We start from the raw sequence: 22269 nt of genomic DNA, 5'->3' as shown, positions 1-22269 counted from the left end.
ATTGCGCGCTTTCCGTACGACAAAAGTGATTTTCATGACGCAAACATTTATCCCCGGCAAAGATGCCGCTCTGGAAGACTCCATCGCTCGCTTCCAGCAAAAATTGCTCGACCTCGGTTTTCAAATTGAAGAAGCTTCGTGGTTGAATCCCGTCCCTAACGTCTGGTCTGTACATATTCGCGACAAAGAATGCGCGCTGTGCTTCACCAACGGTAAAGGCGCGACAAAAAAAGCGGCGCTGGCTTCTGCGCTGGGCGAATACTTTGAGCGTCTGTCGACTAACTACTTCTTTGCGGATTTCTGGCTGGGCGAAACTATCGCCAATGGCCCGTTCGTACATTACCCGAACGAAAAATGGTTCCCGCTGACTGAAGAAGACGATGTTCCAGAAGGTTTACTGGATGCGCGTCTGCGTGCGTTTTACGATCCAGATAACGAACTGACCGGCAGCATGCTTATCGATCTGCAGTCTGGTAATGAAGAACGTGGCGTCTGCGGCCTGCCGTTTACCCGCCAATCTGATAACCAGACCGTCTACATTCCGATGAATATTATCGGCAATCTGTATGTTTCTAACGGCATGTCTGCAGGTAACACGCCTAACGAAGCTCGCGTTCAGGGTCTGTCTGAAGTCTTTGAGCGCCATGTGAAGAACCGTATTATCGCCGAAAGCATCAGCCTGCCGGAAATCCCGGCCGAGGTGATGGCGCGCTATCCGGCAGTGGTGGAGTCCATCGCCACACTGGAAGCGGAAGGTTTCCCAATTTTTGCCTACGATGGCTCGCTGGGCGGCAAGTATCCAGTGATTTGCGTTGTCCTGTTCAACCCGGCCAACGGTACCTGCTTTGCCTCCTTCGGCGCACACCCGGATTTCGGCGTTGCGCTGGAGCGTACCGTGACTGAACTGCTGCAGGGCCGTGGTCTGAAGGATCTTGATGTCTTCACCCCACCGACCTTCGACGATGAGGAAGTGGCAGAACATACCAACCTTGAAACTCACTTCATCGATTCCAGCGGTCTGATCTCCTGGGATCTGTTCAAGCAGGATGCCGACTATCCGTTCGTTGACTGGAATTTCTCCGGCACCACGGAAGAAGAGTTCGCCACCCTGATGGCCATCTTCAATGCTGAAGATAAAGAAGTGTATATCGCTGACTATGAGCACCTGGGCGTTTACGCGTGCCGCATTATTGTTCCGGGAATGTCTGACATCTATCCGGCAGAAGATCTGTGGTTAGCCAACAACGCTATGGGCACCCATCTGCGTGACACCATTCTCTCGCTGCCAGGCAGTGAGTGGGATAAAGAAGACTACCTCAATCTGATTGAACAGTTGGATGAAGAAGGTTTTGACGACTTCACCCGCGTGCGCGAGCTGCTCGGTCTGGCGACCGGTGCGGATAACGGTTGGTACACCCTGCGTATTGGCGAGCTTAAAGTGATGCTGGCGCTGGCCGGTGGCGATCTGGAGCAAGCCCTGGTGTGGACCGAATGGACGATGGAATTTAACGCCTCCGTCTTTAGCGCGGAACGTGCAAACTACTATCGCTGCCTGCAAACATTGTTGCTGCTGTCTCAGGAAGAAGACCGTCAGCCGCTGCAGTATCTGAACGCATTCGTCCGCATGTACGGCGCTGAGGCGGTTGAAGCGGCAAGTGCGGCACTGAGTGGTGAAGCGCCGTTTTATGGACTTCAGCCAGTAGACAGCGATCTGCACACATTCCCGGCACATCAGTCTCTGCTGAAAGCCTATGAGAAATTGCAACGCGCGAAAGCGGCACACTGGTCAAAATAGTGACAAACAACTTGCCTCGAGTAGGCTAAATGTATTGTCTGAGCTATATTACGGGGCGCTTAAAGCGCCCCGTTTTTTATTTTGGTCAAACCAAAAAATAAATGTAAAGGCAAGGTTAAATATTAGTAGTTGATATTAAAAAAATTAGCTTATTAATGTGGTTTTTTATCTCAATTACTCCATTTTAATTAACCGTCCCATAGGAGGCTGAAAGAAAAAATTCAACTCACTTTATAATTTTTAAAATTTATTTTTATATGGATAATCAACATGTTACACCGTAATCGCATAAAAACCATGCGTCTTACGGGCCTATAAGCCAGGCGAGATATGATCTATATCAAATTCTCATCTATAATGCTTTGTTAGTATCTCGTCGCCGACTTAATAAAGAGAGAGTTAGTGTGAAAGCTGACAACCCTTTTGATCTTATTCTACCTGCTGCAATGGCCAAAGTTGCCGAAGAAGCAGGCGTCTATAAAGCAACGAAACATCCGCTTAAGACGTTCTATCTGGCAATTACTGCCGGTGTATTCATTTCAATTGCCTTTGTTTTCTATATCACCGCCACAACCGGCACTGGTACTATGCCTTTCGGCATGGCGAAATTAGTAGGTGGTATCTGCTTTTCCCTGGGGCTGATCCTTTGTGTTGTCTGCGGTGCAGACCTCTTCACTTCAACCGTACTGATCGTCGTTGCTAAAGCCAGTGGTCGTATTACCTGGGGTCAGTTAGCGAAAAACTGGCTTAACGTTTATGTCGGCAACCTGATTGGCGCCCTGATCTTTGTGTTACTCATGTGGCTTTCTGGCGAGTATATGACCGCCAACGGCGCATGGGGGCTCAACGTTCTGCAAACAGCCGACCACAAAGTGCACCATACTTTTGTTGAGGCAGTGAGCCTTGGTATCCTGGCTAACCTGATGGTGTGTCTGGCCGTATGGATGAGCTACTCGGGCCGCAGCCTGATGGACAAAGCGTTTATCATGGTATTACCGGTCGCAATGTTTGTTGCCAGCGGTTTTGAGCACAGTATCGCAAACATGTTTATGATCCCTATGGGTATTGTAATACGCGATTTCGCCACCCCGGAATTCTGGACCGCAGTTGGGTCTTCTCCGGAGAATTTTTCTCACCTGACCGTGATGAATTTCATCACCGATAACCTGATTCCGGTTACGATCGGTAACATTATCGGCGGCGGTTTGTTGGTCGGGTTGACATACTGGGTCATTTATCTGCGTGGTAACGATCATCATTAATCTGTTGATGCCCATTACACGCAGTAAATAAAAAATCCACTTAAGAAGGTAGGTGTTACATGTCCGAGCTTAATGAAAAGTTAGCCACAGCCTGGGAAGGTTTTACCAAAGGTGATTGGCAGAATGAAGTAAACGTACGTGACTTCATTCAGAAAAACTACACTCCGTATGAGGGTGACGAGTCCTTCCTGGCTGGCGCAACTGATGCGACCACTGCACTGTGGGACAGCGTGATGGAAGGCGTTAAACAGGAAAACCGCACTCACGCGCCTGTTGACTTTGACACCTCCGTTGCTTCTACCATCACTTCTCACGACGCTGGCTACATCAACAAAGCGCTCGAGAAGATTGTTGGTCTGCAGACTGAAGCTCCGCTGAAACGTGCGATCATTCCGTTTGGCGGCATCAAAATGGTTGAAGGTTCCTGCAAAGCGTACAATCGCGAACTGGACCCGATGCTGAAAAAAATCTTCACCGAATACCGCAAAACCCACAACCAGGGCGTATTCGATGTTTACACCAAAGACATTCTGAACTGCCGTAAATCCGGTGTTCTGACTGGTCTGCCAGATGCGTATGGCCGTGGCCGTATCATCGGTGACTACCGTCGCGTTGCGCTGTACGGTATCGACTACCTGATGAAAGACAAATACGCTCAGTTCGTCTCTCTGCAGTCCGATCTGGAAAACGGCGTAAACCTGGAAGCAACTATCCGTCTGCGTGAAGAAATCGCTGAACAGCACCGCGCTCTGGGTCAGATCAAAGAAATGGCTGCTAAATATGGCTGCGATATCTCTGGTCCGGCTACCAACGCTCAGGAAGCTATCCAGTGGACTTACTTCGGCTACCTGGCCGCAGTTAAATCTCAGAACGGTGCAGCAATGTCCTTCGGTCGCGTATCCACCTTCCTGGATGCTTACATCGAACGTGACCTGAAAGCAGGCAAAATCACCGAGCAAGACGCACAGGAAATGATCGACCACCTGGTCATGAAACTGCGTATGGTTCGCTTCCTGCGTACTCCTGAATATGATGAACTGTTCTCCGGTGACCCGATTTGGGCAACTGAATCAATCGGTGGTATGGGCGTTGATGGCCGTACTCTGGTTACCAAAAACAGCTTCCGCTTCCTGAACACCCTGTACACCATGGGTCCTTCTCCGGAGCCGAACATCACTGTTCTGTGGTCTGAAAAACTGCCTCTGAACTTCAAGAAATTCGCCGCTAAAGTGTCCATCGACACCTCTTCTCTGCAGTACGAGAACGATGACCTGATGCGTCCGGACTTCAACAACGACGACTACGCTATCGCTTGCTGCGTAAGCCCGATGGTTGTTGGTAAACAAATGCAGTTCTTCGGTGCGCGTGCAAACCTGGCGAAAACCATGCTGTACGCAATCAACGGTGGCGTTGATGAAAAACTGAAAATGCAGGTTGGTCCTAAATCTGAACCGATCAAAGGCGACGTTCTGAACTTCGACGAAGTTATGGACCGCATGGATCACTTCATGGATTGGCTGGCTAAACAGTACGTCACCGCGCTGAACGTTATCCACTACATGCACGACAAGTACAGCTACGAAGCCTCTCTGATGGCGCTGCACGACCGTGACGTTATCCGCACCATGGCGTGTGGTATCGCTGGTCTGTCCGTTGCTGCTGACTCCCTGTCTGCAATCAAATATGCGAAAGTTAAACCGATTCGTGACGAAGACGGTCTGGCTATCGACTTCGAAATCGAAGGCGAATACCCGCAGTTTGGTAACAACGACTCTCGCGTTGATGACATGGCGGTTGACCTGGTAGAACGTTTCATGAAGAAAATTCAGAAACTGACTACTTATCGTAACGCTATCCCGACTCAGTCTGTTCTGACCATCACCTCTAACGTGGTTTATGGTAAGAAAACTGGTAATACCCCAGATGGTCGTCGTGCTGGCGCGCCGTTCGGACCGGGTGCTAACCCAATGCACGGTCGTGACCAGAAAGGTGCTGTTGCCTCTCTGACCTCCGTTGCTAAACTGCCGTTTGCTTACGCTAAAGATGGTATTTCTTACACCTTCTCTATCGTTCCGAACGCTCTGGGTAAAGACGACGAAGTTCGTAAGACCAACCTGGCTGGTCTGATGGATGGTTACTTCCATCACGAAGCGTCCATCGAAGGTGGTCAGCACCTGAACGTGAACGTCATGAACCGCGAAATGCTGCTGGATGCGATGGAACATCCGGAAAAATATCCGCAGCTGACCATCCGTGTTTCTGGCTACGCAGTACGTTTTAACTCCCTGACTAAAGAACAGCAGCAGGACGTTATTACTCGTACCTTCACTCAGACCATGTAATTGGTTTTGACTGAAATCGTACTTTAAAAAGCGTACAATAAAGGCTCCACGTAAGTGGGGCCTTTTTAATAGCCTGCTTTGTCAGCTATCTATACTTATATACTCGATGGATTTCGAGGTGCATTGAGGCGGCAACGGAGTGAATCCCCTGGAGCGTACAGAAGTAGGTGACTGGGGTGAGCGAAGGAAGCTAACAAAGATGCAGCTTGAAAGACGAAAAGTATGGATAGCAGCCAAAACAGACTCGACACAGTTAATAACTGTGCACTAACACTGGCCCCGGATGGGCCACACCTGGAGAAACACCGCAATGTCAGTTATTGGTCGCATTCACTCCTTTGAATCCTGTGGCACTGTTGATGGCCCGGGCATCCGCTTTATTACCTTCTTTCAGGGCTGCCTGATGCGCTGCCTGTATTGCCATAACCGTGACACGTGGGATACACACGGCGGTAAAGAAGTCACCGTCGACGAATTAATGAAAGAGGTGGTGACCTATCGCCACTTTATGAACGCATCCGGCGGCGGCGTGACGGCGTCTGGCGGCGAAGCTATCCTGCAAGCTGAATTCGTACGTGACTGGTTCCGCGCTTGTAAAAAAGAAGGTATTCATACCTGTCTGGATACCAACGGTTTTGTTCGCCGCTACGATCCGGTGATCGATGAGTTGCTGGAAGTCACCGACCTGGTCATGCTCGATCTCAAACAGATGAACGATGAAATCCATCAGAATCTGGTCGGCGTATCTAACCATCGCACGCTGGAGTTCGCGCGTTACCTGTCAAACAAAGACATCAAAGTGTGGATCCGCTATGTTGTCGTACCTGGCTGGTCTGATGACGATGACTCCGCACACCGCCTCGGCGAATTTACCCGCGATATGGGTAACGTTGAAAAAATCGAGCTGCTGCCTTACCACGAGCTGGGCAAACACAAATGGGTGGCAATGGGCGAAGAGTACAAACTGGATGGCGTCAAACCACCGAAGAAAGAGACCATGGAGCGCGTGAAGGGCATTCTCGAGCAATATGGACATAAAGTGATGTATTGAGTTTTAGCCACCACGAAACGGCTGCCCTGAACGGCAGCCGTTTTGCTATATAAGCGACAATATTTGAGTCGAAGGCGCGGTTAACAGGAGAAAGCGACGCTATCTCCTGCCCTCGTCTTTAGCGCCCTCTTCTCGCCAGTAGCGGGAAAATCAATCCCAGTCCAACCAGCACAAATGGCGTCACGATATTCAGCGTGAGCTGGAATGTCCACTCAGGGGTAAAGGCTTCCATTTTCGGGAAGATCCCGGTCAGACAGGCAAATGCGGTAAAGGCAAAGCACCAGATCCCCACGGTCATCGCAAGCGAGCGGTTGCGAATAAAGACATATTCCGATTTATATTTTTGCGCCAGGCGAATAACGGCAATGAACGCCACAAATACCCATAAATAACGCAATGGCATCACGACAGAGTTAAGATTCAATAGCCATTTATACAGGTTGTTCATGTCGCCAATTCCCAGTGTTGGCAACATAATCAGAATCGCTACCAGCACCAGCGTCAGAATATAACCATTGACCGGCGTACCGGAAGCGTTGGTTTTACACAGGCTCTCGGGAATATATTTACGATCAGCATCACCCAGAAGAACTTTAAGCGGTGCATCAATAGAAAATACCAATGCCGCAATCTGTCCCAGCGTATTGGCAATCGCGTAAATAACCATCAGCGAATTACCCATACCATAATACTCACCCAATTTCTGGAAGGCGTAATATTGACCATTCGTCATCAGGTCATCTGGAATATGCCGGGAGTCAAACATCATTCCCATAGCCAGCGACCCGAGAATCGCGCATACCGCTACCATAACAGCCAGAACGAGCATCCCTTTTGGAAATTCTTTGCCCGGATTACGTGTCTGATTAACGTATGGCGAAATTTTCTCCGCACCGCCCACAGCAAAGACCAGCATGGAGATCGTAGTAATGTAGGTAAAATCGATGTGCGGGATAAACGATTCCCAGGTGATATTGGTTGTCGCTATTTGCACATCCGTAATTGCAGGCGCGGTTACCGCCATCACGACATACAAAATGGACATCACAAACATCGCGATGCCAGCAACTGACCCAACAATTTTCAGTGACTTCATGCCACGGGACGCAACCCACATGAAAAAGACAAACAGCGCCAGCGTTAGTCCCTGCAACGCCACGACGGTGTACTCTTTAATCAACGAACCATCGCCCTTCAGCGCCCATCCCAGCGCAATCAGAATAGCCTGCGGTTTTTGCGCCAGATAAGGTATATGCACAACCCAATAGGTCCAGGCAGCAAGATAGGCCAACCCTGGCCCCATGGTATGTTTAATCCAGGTACTGACGCCGCCTTTACCCTCTTTAAAGGTTGAGCCAAGCTGCCCGACGATCAACGCATAAGGAATAAAATAGAGCGCGAAAATAAATATCCAGGAGGAGACAACAACCAATCCCTGATTAGCATAGTTGTTGACGACGTTACCAAAACCCCAGACGGTAATAAATGACATCAATGCAATGTTGTACCATCGCAATTGTTTTTCCTGCACACCAGCCATACGCAATCCTTTGTGGAAGCTTTTTGATTATCAATATATGAGGCGTGGGATTATGCGCGGTAAAATGAGCGAGCGGAAACGGCAGGATGTAAAACTATAACCTTCTGCACACTTTATTTTCAGGACAGACGTGTGCAATTAAATAATGCAGGTTCCCATAAAGCATACATAAACAGTATGTATGGGAACCTGTTCATATTCTGTTAAATCAGGTCAAATGTGCGCAATAGAATTAGGCGTATGGCCCGTCTTACGCAACAGCATCAGTAAATAAATAAACGATACGCTGGCGATCATGATAAACAGCAAGCTATCTGAATAATTCTGCATCAGCATCGCAGTAAATGAAGGTCCCAGCAGGCTGCCCACGGTATAGCTCAATAACAATGCCTGATTCATGGCGACCAGCTGATGATGTTCCACCTTTTCACAGGCCCAGGCCATCGCGACCGGGTAGAGGGTAAAGCCTGCCGCACCCAACATAAACAACGCGGGCGCCATCGCCGCCTGGTTCAGCATGGCGATACTCCCGACGATCACCACGAAGACCTGGACGCGTAAAACCAGCAGACGTCCCAGCTTGTCCGCCAGACGGCCAATCGGCCATTGACCCAGAATACCGGCACTTACCAGGACCGCCATCCAGAAACCAATGCTGGCGTTGCTCACCCCCTGATGGTTGAGATACAGCGGCATCAGGCCATACAAAGACCCCAGCACGATCCCGGAAATAATGCAGCCATTAACGCCCAAGCGCGCCTGACGCAACCTCAGCATGGAGACAATAGGCGTAGACTGCTGTTCATCGCCCTGCTGATTAGCAATGCGCGTAAAGAGCAGTGGCAAAACACCCGCCAGGATAGTACCCGTCACCCACGGCAGGACGTTCATCAATTCTGTTGATACTTTACTAACCAGCAGTTGGCCTAAAAACGTTCCCACATAATAGATCATCATATAGGCGGCAAGTAACCGTCCGCGATTACGGGACGTCCCGCTGCACATCAGCGCGCTTTCCACGACCACCCAGATCATGGCGCAGCCAACACCGGCGATAAAACGCCATGTCATCCAGCTCCAGAATCCCACCATAATCCCCAGCCCGACACAGCCCGCGGCGAAAATAAGCGAGGCGATGTAATAGCTGCGATTAAAACCAAGGTGTTTTATTAAATAACCTGTCAGCAACGTCCCTACCAGATTACCGGTAAAGTAAGACGAGCTCACCACGCCTACCTGCCAGGTGGGCAGATTTTCATGGGCGAGCCAAAGCGGGACGAGCGTGTTTAACACGGCGATCGCCAGGGTCAACAGAAGTAGCCCGCACAGCAATAGCATGACGGGACGGGTATACGTGGACATGAATAAAAACCGTGAGGAAGTTCAAATTTCATGCGCATCATGCCACTGCTAAAAACATTGTCAATCGGCGGAATCAGAGGGCTGAGGCGCTTTCTGGTCGATCGATTTGCATTACTGATTCTTAATGTGAATAGATAAAAAACACAAAAACACATCTGCTTGTTTTTATTGATCTAAAACAAAAATCTCGCGTTACGTTCAGTCGAAAAATTTCATGGACTCCCCTTACTTTTATTTCTTACTAAACTCTATGCGGGATGCTGAGCTGCATTGTCTTCAAAATAGAACAGTGAGTTCCTATTTATCTATCTAATCCAAATATCGTTCTTTTCGTAGACTTAAACTCATCAAATTTCCCTCACTGATACTGAACAGGAGAAATACCATGACTAAACCTTACGTAAGACTTGATAAAGACAATGCGGCAGTACTGCTGGTCGACCATCAGGCTGGCCTGCTCTCTCTGGTTCGGGATATCGATCCCGATAAATTTAAAAACAACGTGCTTGCGCTCGGTGACTTAGCAAAATACTTCAACCTCCCAACCATTCTGACAACCAGTTTTGAGACAGGACCAAACGGACCGCTGGTACCGGAACTGAAAGCTCAATTTCCCGATGCGCCCTACATTGCTCGCCCAGGAAACATTAACGCATGGGATAACGAAGATTTCGTGAAAGCAGTAAAAGCGACCGGCAAAAAGCAGCTGATTATCGCTGGTGTCGTGACGGAAGTTTGCGTCGCTTTCCCAGCGCTCTCGGCTATTGAAGAAGGTTTTGACGTCTTTGTTGTCACCGATGCTTCAGGCACGTTTAATGAAATTACCCGCCATTCAGCATGGGATCGGATGTCTCAAGCAGGCGCTCAATTGATGACATGGTTCGGAGTAGCATGCGAACTGCACCGCGACTGGCGCAACGATATCGAAGGTCTTGCGACGTTGTTCTCTAATCACATTCCGGATTATCGCAATCTGATGACCAGCTATGACACGTTAACTAAGCAGAAGTAAAGACCGGGGCAAAACCCTGGCCTGACATGTAGCCGGATAGCGCGCAGCTTTAAGGCCTACGGATATTGTAGGCTTGATAAGCACGAGCCGCCATCCGGCATATTATGGATTAACTCGCCACCGCCATACCGACGGTCATATGCAGCCCGTAGAACACGCCACGACCAATCAGCTCGCCGACTAACAGCAGAATAAACGCGACGGAAAGCAACGGAACGGCAGGCTGGTAACCTTTCACTTGCGGTACTATCCAGCAGCATAGCGCTAACGCCAGTGCCACAATCCGCCACGCCATCAGCGAACCGTAATCCGGAACCAGCGCAGAGGCCTGTTGAATCGAACTGTGGATTGTCGCCAGTTCAGTCCCCTGCATTACCGACATGATGGCGCTCACGACCAGAGCAAGCACTGATATAGCCGGCAGCAGACGCATCGCCCAACCATCCACGCCAGCAATTCTCAGTAACAGATATCCCAGCAGCGGACCGCCCATAAACATCGTCAGGAAGAAGCCCAGCGGTGTCCAGACGCTGTACCAGGTCGGTACGGTATCGATGGTGTTATACACGCGCACCATCATCCAGACAAAAACCACACCCAGCACCATGGTGACAACTAACCACAGATTGCGTAATGCGGGCGACATTTTCTTCAACATAGCCAGCAGCCAGCCGATACCGCCAACGGCAAAGAAGAGTGAGCCGCTGGCAATTTCGTTACTCAACGCAGATGACCCAACGCGATCGAGTGAGTTAAAGGCGCGCATCGGTGAGCCCAAATGGAGCATGGAAGCAATAAATCCAATGCCCATTAATACCCACAGCCCAAACATGCAGGTAATTACGCGTTGCTGCGATTCTGGGCGTAAGCCCCCTTTCATCAACGCCAGCGCCAGAACGATAAAACCGCCAACCACACACTGCCCGAAGACCGTGAAGATCATCAGCGGCCATTCATGCCATCCACTTCCCATCTTACACCTCCTTCGGATTAGCCAGATAACCTGTGGTATCGCCGGTCGGGCGGCTATTGGCGTTAGGTTTGATAACAATGCTCGGTTTGGTAAAGTGCGCGCCCGGCAATGGCGCAACCGCAGCCAAAGTACCGTGTTTTTTGCGCAGTTCATCAATTGGGCCAAAATCCAGCGCACGCAGTGGACAGGACTCGACGCAAATAGGTTTCTTACCTTCAGCGACGCGCTCATGGCAACCATCGCATTTGGTCATATGTCCTTTGTCAGCATTATACTGTGGTGCGCCGTAAGGACAGGCCATGTGGCAATAGCGACAGCCGATGCACACATCTTCATCGACAACGACAAAGCCATCTTCACGTTTGTGCATCGCACCGCTCGGACACACTTTGGTACAGGCCGGGTCTTCACAGTGGTTACACGCAATGGAGAGGTAATAGGCAAAGACGTTCTGATGCCAGACGCCGTTGTCTTCCTGCCAGTCACCGCCCGCGTACTCATAAATGCGGCGAAAGCTGACTTCAGGGGTTAAATTTTTGAAATCTTTGCACGCCAGTTCGCAGGTTTTGCAACCGGTGCAACGGCTGGAATCAATAAAAAATCCATACTGGGTTGTCATCGGTTACTCCTTACACCTTTTCAACCTGAACAAGGTTCGTGTGTGATGGGTTCCCCTTCGCGAGAGGAGACGGACGCTGGGTCGTCAGGACGTTAATACAACCGCCCTGGTCCACGCGTTTTGCGTCCGGGTCATACCACGCCCCTTCGCCCAATGCCACCACGCCAGGCATCATACGCGGCGTTACTTTCGCCTCGATGTGCACTTCACCACGATCGTTAAAGATGCGCACCTTGTCGCCGTTGTTAATGCCGCGTCGCTGTGCATCCATCGGGTTGATCCACATTTCCTGACGGCAGGATGCTTTCAGAACATCCACGTTGCCATAGGTCGAGTGGACGCGAGACTTATAGTGGAAGCCGGTCAACTGCAGAGGGAATTTCTCCACCAGCGGATCGTTTAAGCTCTCAAAGCCTGGGGTATAAATCGGCAGTGGATCAATCACATCACCTTCCGGCAGTTCCCAGGTTGACGCGATCTCGGCAAGCTGCTGCGAATAAATTTCGATCTTACCTGACGGCGTGGTCAGCGGATTGGCGTTAGGATCCTCACGGAACGCCTTGTAGGCCACGTGATGTCCCTGTGGGTCGCGCTGTTTAAAGATCCCCTGCTTGCGGAATTCTTCAAACGTTGGCAGTTCAGGAATGGCTTTTCGCGACTGCTCGTACAGATGACGCATCCACTCTTCCTGAGTACGACCTTCTGTAAACTGCTGCTCAACACCAAGGCGTTTCGCCAGCTCACTGGTCATCTGGTAGATAGTCTTGCATTCGAAGCGTGGTTTGATCGCCTGATCGGTGAAAATCACATACGACATATTTCCGCAGGAGGCATCCAGTGCGAAGTCCATCTGCTCCGAAGCGGTGCAGTCCGGCAGCAAAATATCCGCGTATTTCGCCGAGGAGGTCATATGACAGTCGATAACAACGATCATCTCGCACTTCTTATCATCCTGTAGGATTTCATGTGTGCGGTTGATATCAGAGTGCTGGTTAATCAGACAGTTACCGGCATAGTTCCAGATCATCTTAATCGGAACATCGAGTTTATCTTTACCACGAACACCGTCACGCAGCGCCGTCATCTCCGGACCTCGCTCAATGGCGTCCGTCCACATAAACATAGAGATGCTGGTTTCGACTGGGTTTTCCAGCGTAGGCATACGTTCAAACGGCAAACTGTATGAGCCCTCACGCGCCCCGCTGTTGCCGCCGTTAATCCCAACGTTACCGGTAAGGATTGCCAGCATAGAAATGGCACGGGTCGCTATTTCACCGTTAGCATGACGCTGCGGTCCCCACCCCTGACTGATATATGCCGGTTTAGCGCTACCGATTTCACGGGCCAGTTTGACGATTCGATCAGCAGGAATACCGGTAATTTGCGCTGCCCATTCCGGGGTCTTGGCGATACCGTCTTTGCCCTGCCCAAGAATATACGCCTTATAGTGACCGTTTTTCGGTGCGTCGGCCGGTAAGGTTTTCTCGTCGTAACCCACGCAGTATTTATCAAGGAACGGTTGATCAACCATGTTTTCGGTGATCAGCACATACGCCAGACCATTCACCAATGCCGCATCGGTACCTGGGCGGATCGGGATCCACTCATCTTCACGACCCGCGCCGGTATCCGTGTAGCGAGGATCGATAATGATCATGCGGGCATTGGATTTCTGTCGCGCCTGTTCAAGGTAATAGGTTACCCCACCCCCGCTCATACGGGTTTCACCTGGGTTATTCCCGAACAGAACCACCAGCTTGCTGTTTTCAATGTCGGACGGGCTGTTACCGTCTGCCCAGCCGCCGTAGGTGTAGTTCAACCCGGCAGCGATTTGCGCTGAAGAGTAGTCACCGTAGTGGTTCAGGTAGCCGCCACAGCAGTTCATCAGACGTGCTACCAGCGTTTTGCCTGGCGGCCAGGAGCGTGTCAGGGTGCCGCCCAGCGTACCTGTGCCGTAGTTCAGGTAGATAGACTCGTTGCCGTAGTCTTTGATAAGACGCTGCATATTGCTGGCAATGATGTCGTAGGCTTCATCCCAGCTGATGCGCTCAAATTTCCCTTCACCACGTTTACCGACGCGTTTCATCGGGTATTTCAGACGGTCGGGATTATAAACGCGACGACGCATGGAGCGACCACGCAGACAGGCGCGTACCTGGTGCAAGCCGTCATAGTTGTCATCACCGGTGTTGTCGGTTTCAACATACTTTATTTCACCGTCTACCACGTGCATACGCAGAGGACAGCGGCTACCACAGTTCACCGTACACGCGCTCCATATGACTTTCTCATTGGCCTGTGTCGGATTAAGGGCTTCTGCAGCATTTGCAATACGGGTAAATGGCAGGGTAAACGCGCTACTGGCCGCCGCCAGTCCGCCTATCGCCGTCGTTTTCACCAAACCTCGGCGACTAACCTCAGCTGCCAGCATGGCATCGGGGATCTTAGTTTTCATAGTGGCTCACTCTGCTGCTCACAATAAACAAAAGAGAAATACTCGTTATGTAGATTTTTATATAGCGTATATGTCGATATACAGACTGGTAGATACCGAATTTGCGAAAAGACAGAGATAAATACTGACTTTCATTCGAAGGCAGTATTACTCCTATGGAGGTAGGCGTTATTGTCCGACGTCAAACGGGCATAAAAAAAGCGCCCTAAGGCGCTTTTTTAGCAAAGAAAGGTAGCTTAGCCGATAAATTCCAGGCCATTCATGTACGGGCGTAACACTTCCGGAACCTGAATACGGCCATCAGCCTGCTGATAGTTTTCCATCACCGCAACCAGCGTACGTCCAACCGCCAGACCGGAACCGTTCAGCGTATGTACTAAACGGGTCTTTTTGTCGGATTTGCTGCGGCAACGCGCCTGCATACGGCGAGCCTGGAAATCCCACACGTTGGAGCAAGAGGAGATTTCGCGATAGGTGTTCTGCGCCGGGATCCACACTTCCAGATCGTACGTTTTGCATGCGCCGAAGCCCATGTCGCCTGTGCACAGGATGATCTTACGGTACGGCAGGCCCAGCAGCTGAAGAACCTTCTCGGCATGGCCGGTCATTTCTTCCAGCGCGTCCATAGAGTCTTCCGGGCGAACGATCTGCACCATTTCAACTTTATCGAACTGGTGCATACGGATCAGACCACGGGTATCACGACCGTAAGAACCTGCTTCAGAACGGAAGCACGGCGTATGCGCGGTCATTTTGATCGGCAGCGCATCTTCGTCAATGATTTCGTCGCGAACCAGGTTGGTCAGCGGAACTTCTGCCGTTGGGATCAGCGCATAGTTGCTGCTGTCAGCTTCTTCATCCAGCGGACGGGTGTGGAACAGATCGCCAGCAAATTTCGGCAGTTGCCCTGTTCCGTACAGCGTGTCATGGTTAACCAGATACGGAACGTAGTTTTCGCTGTAACCATGCTGCTCGGTATGCAGATCCAGCATGAACTGAGACAGCGCACGGTGCATGCGCGCGATCTGCCCTTTCATCACGACGAAACGAGAGCCGGTCAGCTTAACCGCAGCGGCAAAATCAAGACCCGTGTGCATTTCACCCAAGGTAACGTGATCGCGCACTTCGAAATCAAACTCACGCGGAGTACCCCAACGGCTGACTTCAACGTTGTCATTTTCATCTTTACCCACCGGAACGTCGTCCGCTGGCAGGTTAGGAATGGTCAGCGCAATGTCGCGGATCTCGGCCTGTAAGGTATCAAGTTCAGCTTTCGCGGCATCCAGCTCTTCGCCCAGTTTGTTCACTTCCAGACGTAAAGACTCGATATCTTCCCCGCGCGCTTTTGCCTGGCCGATGGATTTCGATCGAGAGTTACGCTCTGCCTGCAGGTTTTCAGTTTGTACCTGCAGAACTTTACGACGCTCTTCAAGAGCGCGCAGCTTATCTACATCCAGCTTAAAGCCCCGGCTTGCCAGTTTTTCTGCGACTGCGTCTGGCTCATTACGCAGCAGATTGGGATCGAGCATGCTTATCCTGTGCTTATCGAATTAAAATAGGAGAAAGTGACCACAGCCTGCGGTCACAGGGATACAGAGACAACATTACCGCAACGATAACACTAACGGTAGCGTTTTATAGGGCTATTTTGATCCTGTCCGGCGAGCCAGGCGAGCTTTTCGCCAATCTTGCCTTCAAGACCTCTGTTTGTGGGGTGATAATAGCGCGTTTGTGCCATTTCCTGCGGGAAGTACTCTTCTCCGGCGGCATAGGCATTTGGTTCATCATGGGCGTAACGATACTCCTGACCATAGCCCATTTCTTTCATCAGCTTAGTTGGCGCATTGCGCAGATGGACCGGCACGTCGTAATCCGGACGTTCGCGGGCATCAACCAGCGCGGCTTTGAAGGCGGTGTAAACCGCATTACTTTTCGGCGCGCAGGCCAGATACACAATCGCCTGAGCAATCGCTCGTTCACCTTCCGCGGGTCCCACTCGGGTAAAGCAGTCCCATGCGGAAATTGCCACCTGCATGGCGCGAGGATCGGCATTGCCCACATCTTCAGAGGCAATTGCCAGACAGCGACGAGCAACATACAGCGGATCACCACCTGCACTAATGATGCGCGCATACCAATAAAGTGCCGCATCCGGGGCGCTGCCGCGAACCGATTTGTGTAATGCGGAGATGAGATCGTAAAAGCGATCGCCTTTATTATCGAAACGCGCGCTGCGTTCACCGGCAATTTCAGTGAGCAACTTGGCCTTCAATACGCGCTTGCCAGAATCATCAACTTCGGCCATATCGGCCATCATTTCCAGCGTATTCAGCGCTCGCCGCGCGTCGCCATTCACCAGTTCAGCAATCGCCCGACGCGTCTCTGGCGGCAGTACGATATCCTGGCCGCCGTAACCACGGGTTTTGTCTGACATCGCCTGGTCCAGCACCTGTTCAATATCGTCGGTGGTTAACGACTTCAGTAAATAAACACGCGCACGCGACAGCAGTGCCGAGTTCAGTTCAAACGAGGGGTTTTCTGTGGTGGCGCCAATAAACGTGATGGTACCGTCTTCAATATGCGGTAAAAACGCATCCTGCTGGCTTTTATTAAAACGGTGAACTTCGTCCACGAACAGGATAGTACGTCGACCTGCGTTACGATTCTGACGCGCACGCTCAATCGCTTCACGAATTTCTTTTACGCCAGACGTAACCGCCGAAATTCGTTCAACATCGGCGTTGGCGTAACGGGCAATAACTTCGGCTAGCGTGGTTTTCCCCGTCCCCGGCGGCCCCCATAAAATCATGGAGTGCAGGTGCCCGGCCTCGATGGCGCGCGGCAAGGGTTTACCCGCAGCCAGCAGATGCTGCTGGCCGATGTACTGCGCTAAATTTTCTGGCCGCATACGTGCGGCCAGTGGCTGAAAGGTATTATCAGAAAAGTCGAGCGACAGATTGCTCACTCACACGCCTCTACTTACGTTGATCGTCAACCGTTACACCTTGCGGCGGGGTAAAGGTAAATTTCGAAGGTTCAATCGCACCATTTTGCTGGGATTTCAGCTGATAGCTGCTGCGCTGATCGTCTTGCTCAACGGCACTAAACTGGTGGATCGTCCCGTCCCGCCCAACATTGATAGTAAACTGCTTCAGGTTACCGCTGCTGGTTTTTGGCGTCAGCACGAAATCGTCGCCGTTTTGCTTAATGTTGTACTGTTGCCAGTCGCTGGCCTGGTTACGCGCAATCAGCATAAACGGAGTGTTACCCGTGGCGTCTTTCAACCAGGTCGCAGTCGCCTGCTCAACAAACGGGTTAAAGAACCACAGCGTTTTACCATCGGAAACCAGGATGCTCTCGTCAGGCTGCGTCATATGCCAGTTAAACAGATTAGGGCGTTTAACCCATAAGTCGCCCTGACCTTCCTGCACCGCCGCGCCGCTACCGTCCGTGACCTTCTGAGTAAAGCTGGCATGGAAGCTACTGACTTTATCCAGACGGCTTTTCAGGTCGCTGGCAGCGTCAGCCCAGACGCTGCTCACCACAAAGCTAGACAGTAATGCACAGGTGATTGCGATTCTTTTCATCGTTATTCCTCAAAATACGTCACTCCCAACGGGGAGATCCCTCTGCTATCCATTTCAGGCCAAAAATCAGCATGAGGAAAGTAGAAAATACTGAATTACTTAACTTTGCAATCATTCGAAGGGCGGCGGAGCCAGCACTTCACGATTACCATTATGCCCTTGTTCGCTGACTATTCCCTGCGCTTCCATCTGTTCGATGATGCGCGCCGCTCGGTTGTAACCGATACGGAACTGACGCTGGACGCCGGAGATTGAGGCTTTGCGTTTCTGAGTAACAAAGTTCACCGCCTGATCGAACAGCGGATCCAGTTCTTCGCCACCATCAAAGCCGCCACCGCCGCCTTCGCTTTCGCTGTCAGAGGTAATGCCATCAACGTATTGTGGACGGCCGCGCGCTTTCCAGTCCTGAACTACCGCGTGAACTTCTTCATCGCGTACAAAGGCGCCGTGTACACGTACAGGGATCGTCGAGTTTGGTGCAGAATAAAGCATGTCACCCATACCCAACAGCGATTCCGCGCCGCCCTGGTCAAGGATGGTACGCGAGTCAATTTTACTGGACACTGTAAAGGCGATACGCGTCGGGATGTTCGCTTTAATCAGACCGGTGATAACGTCAACTGATGGTCGCTGGGTTGCCAGCACCAGATGGATCCCCGCCGCACGCGCTTTTTGCGCCAGACGAGCGATCAGTTCTTCCACCTTTTTGCCAACGGTCATCATCAGGTCAGCGAATTCATCCACCAACACCACGATATACGGCAGTTTTTCCAGCACCGGATGCTGAACATCCATGCTGTCGCCCGGCTTCCAGTATGGGTCTGGAATCGGACGTCCCATACGGGCGGCTTCAGCAATCTTATCGTTATAACCGGCAAGGTTACGCACGCCAAGCGCCGACATCAGTTTGTAGCGACGTTCCATTTCATTGACGCTCCAACGCAAGGCATTGGCGGCATCTTTCATGTCGGTCACAACTTCAGTCAGCAGATGTGGAATACCTTCATAAACAGAAAGTTCCAGCATTTTCGGGTCAATCATGATAAAGCGAACGTCTTCCGGCTGCGCTTTGTACAGCATGCTGAGGATCATGGCGTTCACCCCAACAGACTTACCGGAACCGGTTGTCCCTGCCACCAGCAGGTGCGGCATTTTAGCCAGATCGGCCACAACCGGTTCGCCAGCAATATCTTTGCCCAGCACCACAGTCAGCGGAGATGAGTTATCACGGAATTTAGCGTTATCCAGTACTTCACGCAGATAAACGGTTTGACGTTTTTTGTTCGGTAACTCCAGTCCAACATACGGTTTGCCTGGAATAACCTCGACCACACGTACCGCCGCGGTCGACAATGAACGCGCCAGATCTCGTGACAGGTTAGAAATACGCGCCGCTTTAACCCCTGGAGCCAGATTAAGCTCAAAGCGGGTAATCACCGGGCCAGGAGAGTAGTTCACCACATCGGCTTTAATGCGGAAATCCGCCAGACGCGCTTCCACCAGACGTGCCATTTGTTCTAGTGCGAACGTATCTATCGGCTCAACTTCGCTCGGCGGCGGCGTGAGCAGATCTAACGATGGCAGCGGCGTGCTTGGACGGTGCGCCGGACGACTATCCCCATTACGCATCAGCAGCGGATGGATCAGACTATCCTGCGGCGGCGGTGTAACAGGCTGCGCTGGTTGCTGATAATGCTGCTGTGGTGCAACTGGCTGTGCCGGTTGCTGATAATGCTGCTGTGGTGCAACTGGCTGTGCCGGTTGCTGATAGTGCTGCTGTGGTGCAACTGGCTGTGCCGGTTGCTGATAGTGCTGCTGCGGTGCAACTGGCTGCGCCGGCTGCTGATAATGCTGCTGCGGCGCAACTGGTTCCTGGTACTGCGGCGCGGGCTCCGGCATTACGCCAGGCGTAAACAGCGGCTCATGCGGACCCTCATCCACTAGTGTTTTCATTGGCGAAAATTCAAAGTCATCGAGGGAGAACGGATTCGCTCCGGCAGGCTGTTCACCGGAATAACGCTGCTGCTGAGAAGACGCAAACTGGCGAGCAAGCTCCGCTTCTGCGGCTGAATCTTCGTCATCAGTCTGGTGGGTATCGTCCTGATACTCTTCGCCATAACGATGCTGCTGAGACTGAGCGAACTGACGTGCCAGCTCGTCCTGCTGCATTGCATCCATTTCATCGTCACTGTACGCATCTGTATCAAGCTGCTCTTCGCGCGCTTTCTCTTCAGCCATACGCTGTGACGGCAGTTTTATGCCATATGAAGCCAGCTCACGACGAGTAGGCACGCGCACACGATTCGGACGCGGCAACTGCGGGCCAATGCCCTCTTTCACCTGCGGACGCGGCGTACCGCTGCCTGCAAGGCTAAAGACAGGTGCTGCGGCAGCGGCACTCGCCCCTAACGCGGCGCTTTTTACGCCAGCGGCCAGCGGTGCAACGGCAGCAACAGATTCAACGGGCGGTATGGATGCAGTCGTCGGCATAGACGGCGTAGACGGCTTAACACGCTCAGGCTCCTGAGCAGGTTCTGGGATCGGTTGATACCATGCGGCCAGTTGCTCACGCTCACGCGCACGTTTCTCTTCGACTTCTTCAAAGTAATAGAGCGGCGGACGAGTCGGTTTAACTTCTTCAACCACCGGCTCAGGTTCCACCACTGTTGGTTGTTCAACCACAGGCTGCTGGAACGGGTTGCTCTGTTGAAAAGTTTGATCCTGCTGATAAACAGGTTGCTGCACAGGCTCCGGCTGATAACCAGGCTGCTGGAATGCGGCGTTCTGTTGAGAGGTCGGATCCTGTTGATAGACAGGTTGCAGCACGGGCTCCGGCTGATAAACAGGTTCCGGCTGCGGCGCGACAGGCTGCGTATAAACAGGTTCAACGGGCTGCTGTGCGTAATATTGCGGCTGCGGACTCTGCTCCACAACCGGTTGTTGCCATGGCTCATACGGCTGCTGCACCGGAGGTTGCGCGTACTGGGCTGGCTGCGGATAACCTTCAGGCGCTGGTGCAATCGCGGCATCACCGGTTTGCGGGCCAGGCACGGGTTGCCAGGCCACAGTTGGGACCGGTTGCTCCATAACAGTGTTGGTCACGGGAGACGTTTGCAGCAACGGATCAACCGGTGCGCTCCAGGCCTGAGCGGCCGTTGTAGCTGCAGCTGCTGCAGCTACAGGCTCGGTCACCGAGTGGCCGTTAAGGAGCGGATCAAGTTCGTCATATTCAGGCAGCGTCGCGCGATTACCGGAAAACAGCACATCATTAGGATCGGCAACCACGCCACGGGCGCTGTATTCAATTTCGTCTTCATCATCCATGCGTTTGCCGGAGAACAGCGCCGCATCGGTATGACGACCAAGCGGGTTGGTAAATTTCTCAGCCAGACGTTTACGGCGCGCTAACGCACCGCGCAGGATACGAGCCCGGCGCGATTCATGGGGTTTGCCATCAGCGGCGTCGACAGACTCTTCTTCGTCTTCATATTCTTCGTCATCGACCCAGGTATCGTCGCGGCGGGTACGGTTGCTGGCAAACGTCAGGATATTGAGTAACCAGCCGCCCAGTTTTTCCGCAATGCTCACCCATGACCAACCGGTGAACAGCGTTAATCCCGCAGCCCAAATGCACAACAACGTCAGCGTGCCGCCGCTGCTGTGCAGCAATGGTTGTAGCGTGGTGCTGAGCAGACTGCCGATCACGCCGCCAGAGGCGAAATACCAGATATCATCGGCGTTAATTGCGGCCAGCCCGCAGGAAGTGAGAATCAGCGCCAGAACGCCAATAATGCGCAGCGAGACGGCAAAATAATCGACGTATTCGTCGCTGGCCTGATGTCGCCAGGCAAACCAGCAGCCACCGACAATGATGACGGGGATAGTGTAGGCCATGACGCCAAAAATAAAGAACAGCGTGTCCGCCAGCCATGCTCCAGGTATTCCGCCCAGATTATGGATAGGCTCATGCCACGCGGTTTGCGACCAACTGGGATCCGAAGGGTTAAAGCTGAGTAAGGCAGCCATCAACCAGACGGCAAAAAGGGCAATAAGGATCAGTAGCGCTTCCAGAAGTCGGCGCCCGCTGCTTAACTTCGTCAATGTGACGTCTTTGTCTTCAGTGTATTCCTGGCTCAAAAACGGCTCTCCAGGTTTCGGGCTTTTCCTGCCCGATGCTAAAACGGACAACAGCACCGGGTTGCCCCGGCACTGTTGCTGTATGGATTAACAGGAGTGTAATCAAACTGCGTCGATTTTGCACCTGTTCCGTG

The 22269-nt window shown here is 51.8% G+C and carries 14 protein-coding genes; 5 read left to right on the top strand and 9 right to left on the bottom strand.

What is annotated here, in order from left to right; genetic code table 11:
- Window positions 1-34: 34 nt before the first annotated feature.
- The 4 genes from ycaO (at window position 35) to pflA (ending at window position 6450) form a co-directional block, all read left to right on the top strand.
- Window positions 35-1795, top strand: a complete 1761-nt coding sequence (gene ycaO, locus OGX89_RS20375; protein ID WP_126956762.1) for a 30S ribosomal protein S12 methylthiotransferase accessory factor YcaO — start codon at window positions 35-37, stop codon at window positions 1793-1795.
- 404 nt (window positions 1796-2199) lie between these two features.
- On the top strand, window positions 2200-3057 hold the full coding sequence (gene focA, locus OGX89_RS20370) for a formate transporter FocA (RefSeq protein ID WP_003831909.1): 858 nt from the start codon (window positions 2200-2202) through the stop codon (window positions 3055-3057).
- A 59-nt stretch (window positions 3058-3116) separates the two neighbouring features.
- Window positions 3117-5399 (top strand): formate C-acetyltransferase, encoded by a 2283-nt coding sequence (gene pflB / locus OGX89_RS20365; RefSeq protein WP_003035753.1) that lies wholly within the window; start codon window positions 3117-3119, stop codon window positions 5397-5399.
- 310 nt (window positions 5400-5709) lie between these two features.
- Entirely contained in the window at window positions 5710-6450 is a 741-nt protein-coding gene (pflA, locus tag OGX89_RS20360) for a pyruvate formate lyase 1-activating protein (protein WP_003035751.1), read from the top strand.
- Between the two features lie 118 nt (window positions 6451-6568).
- On the opposite strand, the gene OGX89_RS20355 is transcribed toward pflA, so the two are convergent.
- Both OGX89_RS20355 and OGX89_RS20350 read right to left on the bottom strand, forming a co-directional pair.
- Window positions 6569-7990, bottom strand: coding sequence for an amino acid permease (locus OGX89_RS20355; RefSeq protein WP_003035749.1), 1422 nt, complete (start codon window positions 7988-7990; stop codon window positions 6569-6571).
- Window positions 7991-8203: 213 nt separating this feature from the next.
- A complete protein-coding gene (locus tag OGX89_RS20350; protein ID WP_003831907.1) occupies window positions 8204-9352 on the bottom strand; it encodes an MFS transporter in 1149 nt (382 codons plus the stop codon).
- A 385-nt stretch (window positions 9353-9737) separates the two neighbouring features.
- Between OGX89_RS20350 and ycaC the strand changes: the two genes are divergently transcribed.
- On the top strand, window positions 9738-10364 hold the full coding sequence (ycaC, locus tag OGX89_RS20345; RefSeq protein WP_003035746.1) for an isochorismate family cysteine hydrolase YcaC: 627 nt from the start codon (window positions 9738-9740) through the stop codon (window positions 10362-10364).
- Window positions 10365-10473: 109 nt separating this feature from the next.
- Here ycaC and OGX89_RS20340 read toward each other — a convergent pair whose 3' ends face one another.
- The 7 genes from OGX89_RS20340 to ftsK all read right to left on the bottom strand — a co-directional run bounded on the left by OGX89_RS20340 (window position 10474) and on the right by ftsK (window position 22135).
- Window positions 10474-11337 carry a dimethyl sulfoxide reductase anchor subunit family protein gene (locus tag OGX89_RS20340; protein ID WP_126956760.1) on the bottom strand — a complete coding sequence of 288 codons (864 nt, stop codon included), beginning with the start codon at window positions 11335-11337 and terminating at the stop codon, window positions 10474-10476.
- A gap of 1 nt (window position 11338) precedes the next feature.
- Complete coding sequence (dmsB, locus tag OGX89_RS20335; protein WP_003831905.1) at window positions 11339-11956, bottom strand: dimethylsulfoxide reductase iron-sulfur subunit DmsB; 618 nt, start codon at window positions 11954-11956, stop codon at window positions 11339-11341.
- Window positions 11957-11966: 10 nt separating this feature from the next.
- The gene (dmsA, locus tag OGX89_RS20330) at window positions 11967-14411 is read right to left on the bottom strand and encodes a dimethylsulfoxide reductase subunit A (protein ID WP_003831903.1); all 2445 of its coding nucleotides are present in this window, start codon (window positions 14409-14411) and stop codon (window positions 11967-11969) included.
- 236 nt (window positions 14412-14647) lie between these two features.
- Entirely contained in the window at window positions 14648-15940 is a 1293-nt protein-coding gene (serS, locus tag OGX89_RS20325; protein ID WP_003831902.1) for a serine--tRNA ligase, read from the bottom strand.
- A gap of 92 nt (window positions 15941-16032) precedes the next feature.
- Complete coding sequence (gene rarA / locus OGX89_RS20320) at window positions 16033-17376, bottom strand: replication-associated recombination protein RarA (RefSeq protein ID WP_126956758.1); 1344 nt, start codon at window positions 17374-17376, stop codon at window positions 16033-16035.
- A gap of 10 nt (window positions 17377-17386) precedes the next feature.
- Entirely contained in the window at window positions 17387-17998 is a 612-nt protein-coding gene (lolA, locus tag OGX89_RS20315; RefSeq protein WP_003831898.1) for an outer membrane lipoprotein periplasmic chaperone LolA, read from the bottom strand.
- Between the two features lie 111 nt (window positions 17999-18109).
- On the bottom strand, window positions 18110-22135 hold the full coding sequence (gene ftsK / locus OGX89_RS20310; RefSeq protein WP_126956756.1) for a DNA translocase FtsK: 4026 nt from the start codon (window positions 22133-22135) through the stop codon (window positions 18110-18112).
- Window positions 22136-22269: the final 134 nt, after the last annotated feature.

Origin of the sequence: Citrobacter sp. Cpo103 (assembly GCF_030332605.1) — a bacterium.
Lineage (GTDB): Bacteria > Pseudomonadota > Gammaproteobacteria > Enterobacterales > Enterobacteriaceae > Citrobacter > Citrobacter portucalensis.
Note: the sequence above shows the minus strand (reverse complement) of the source record. Positions and strands in the feature narration are given on the sequence as shown.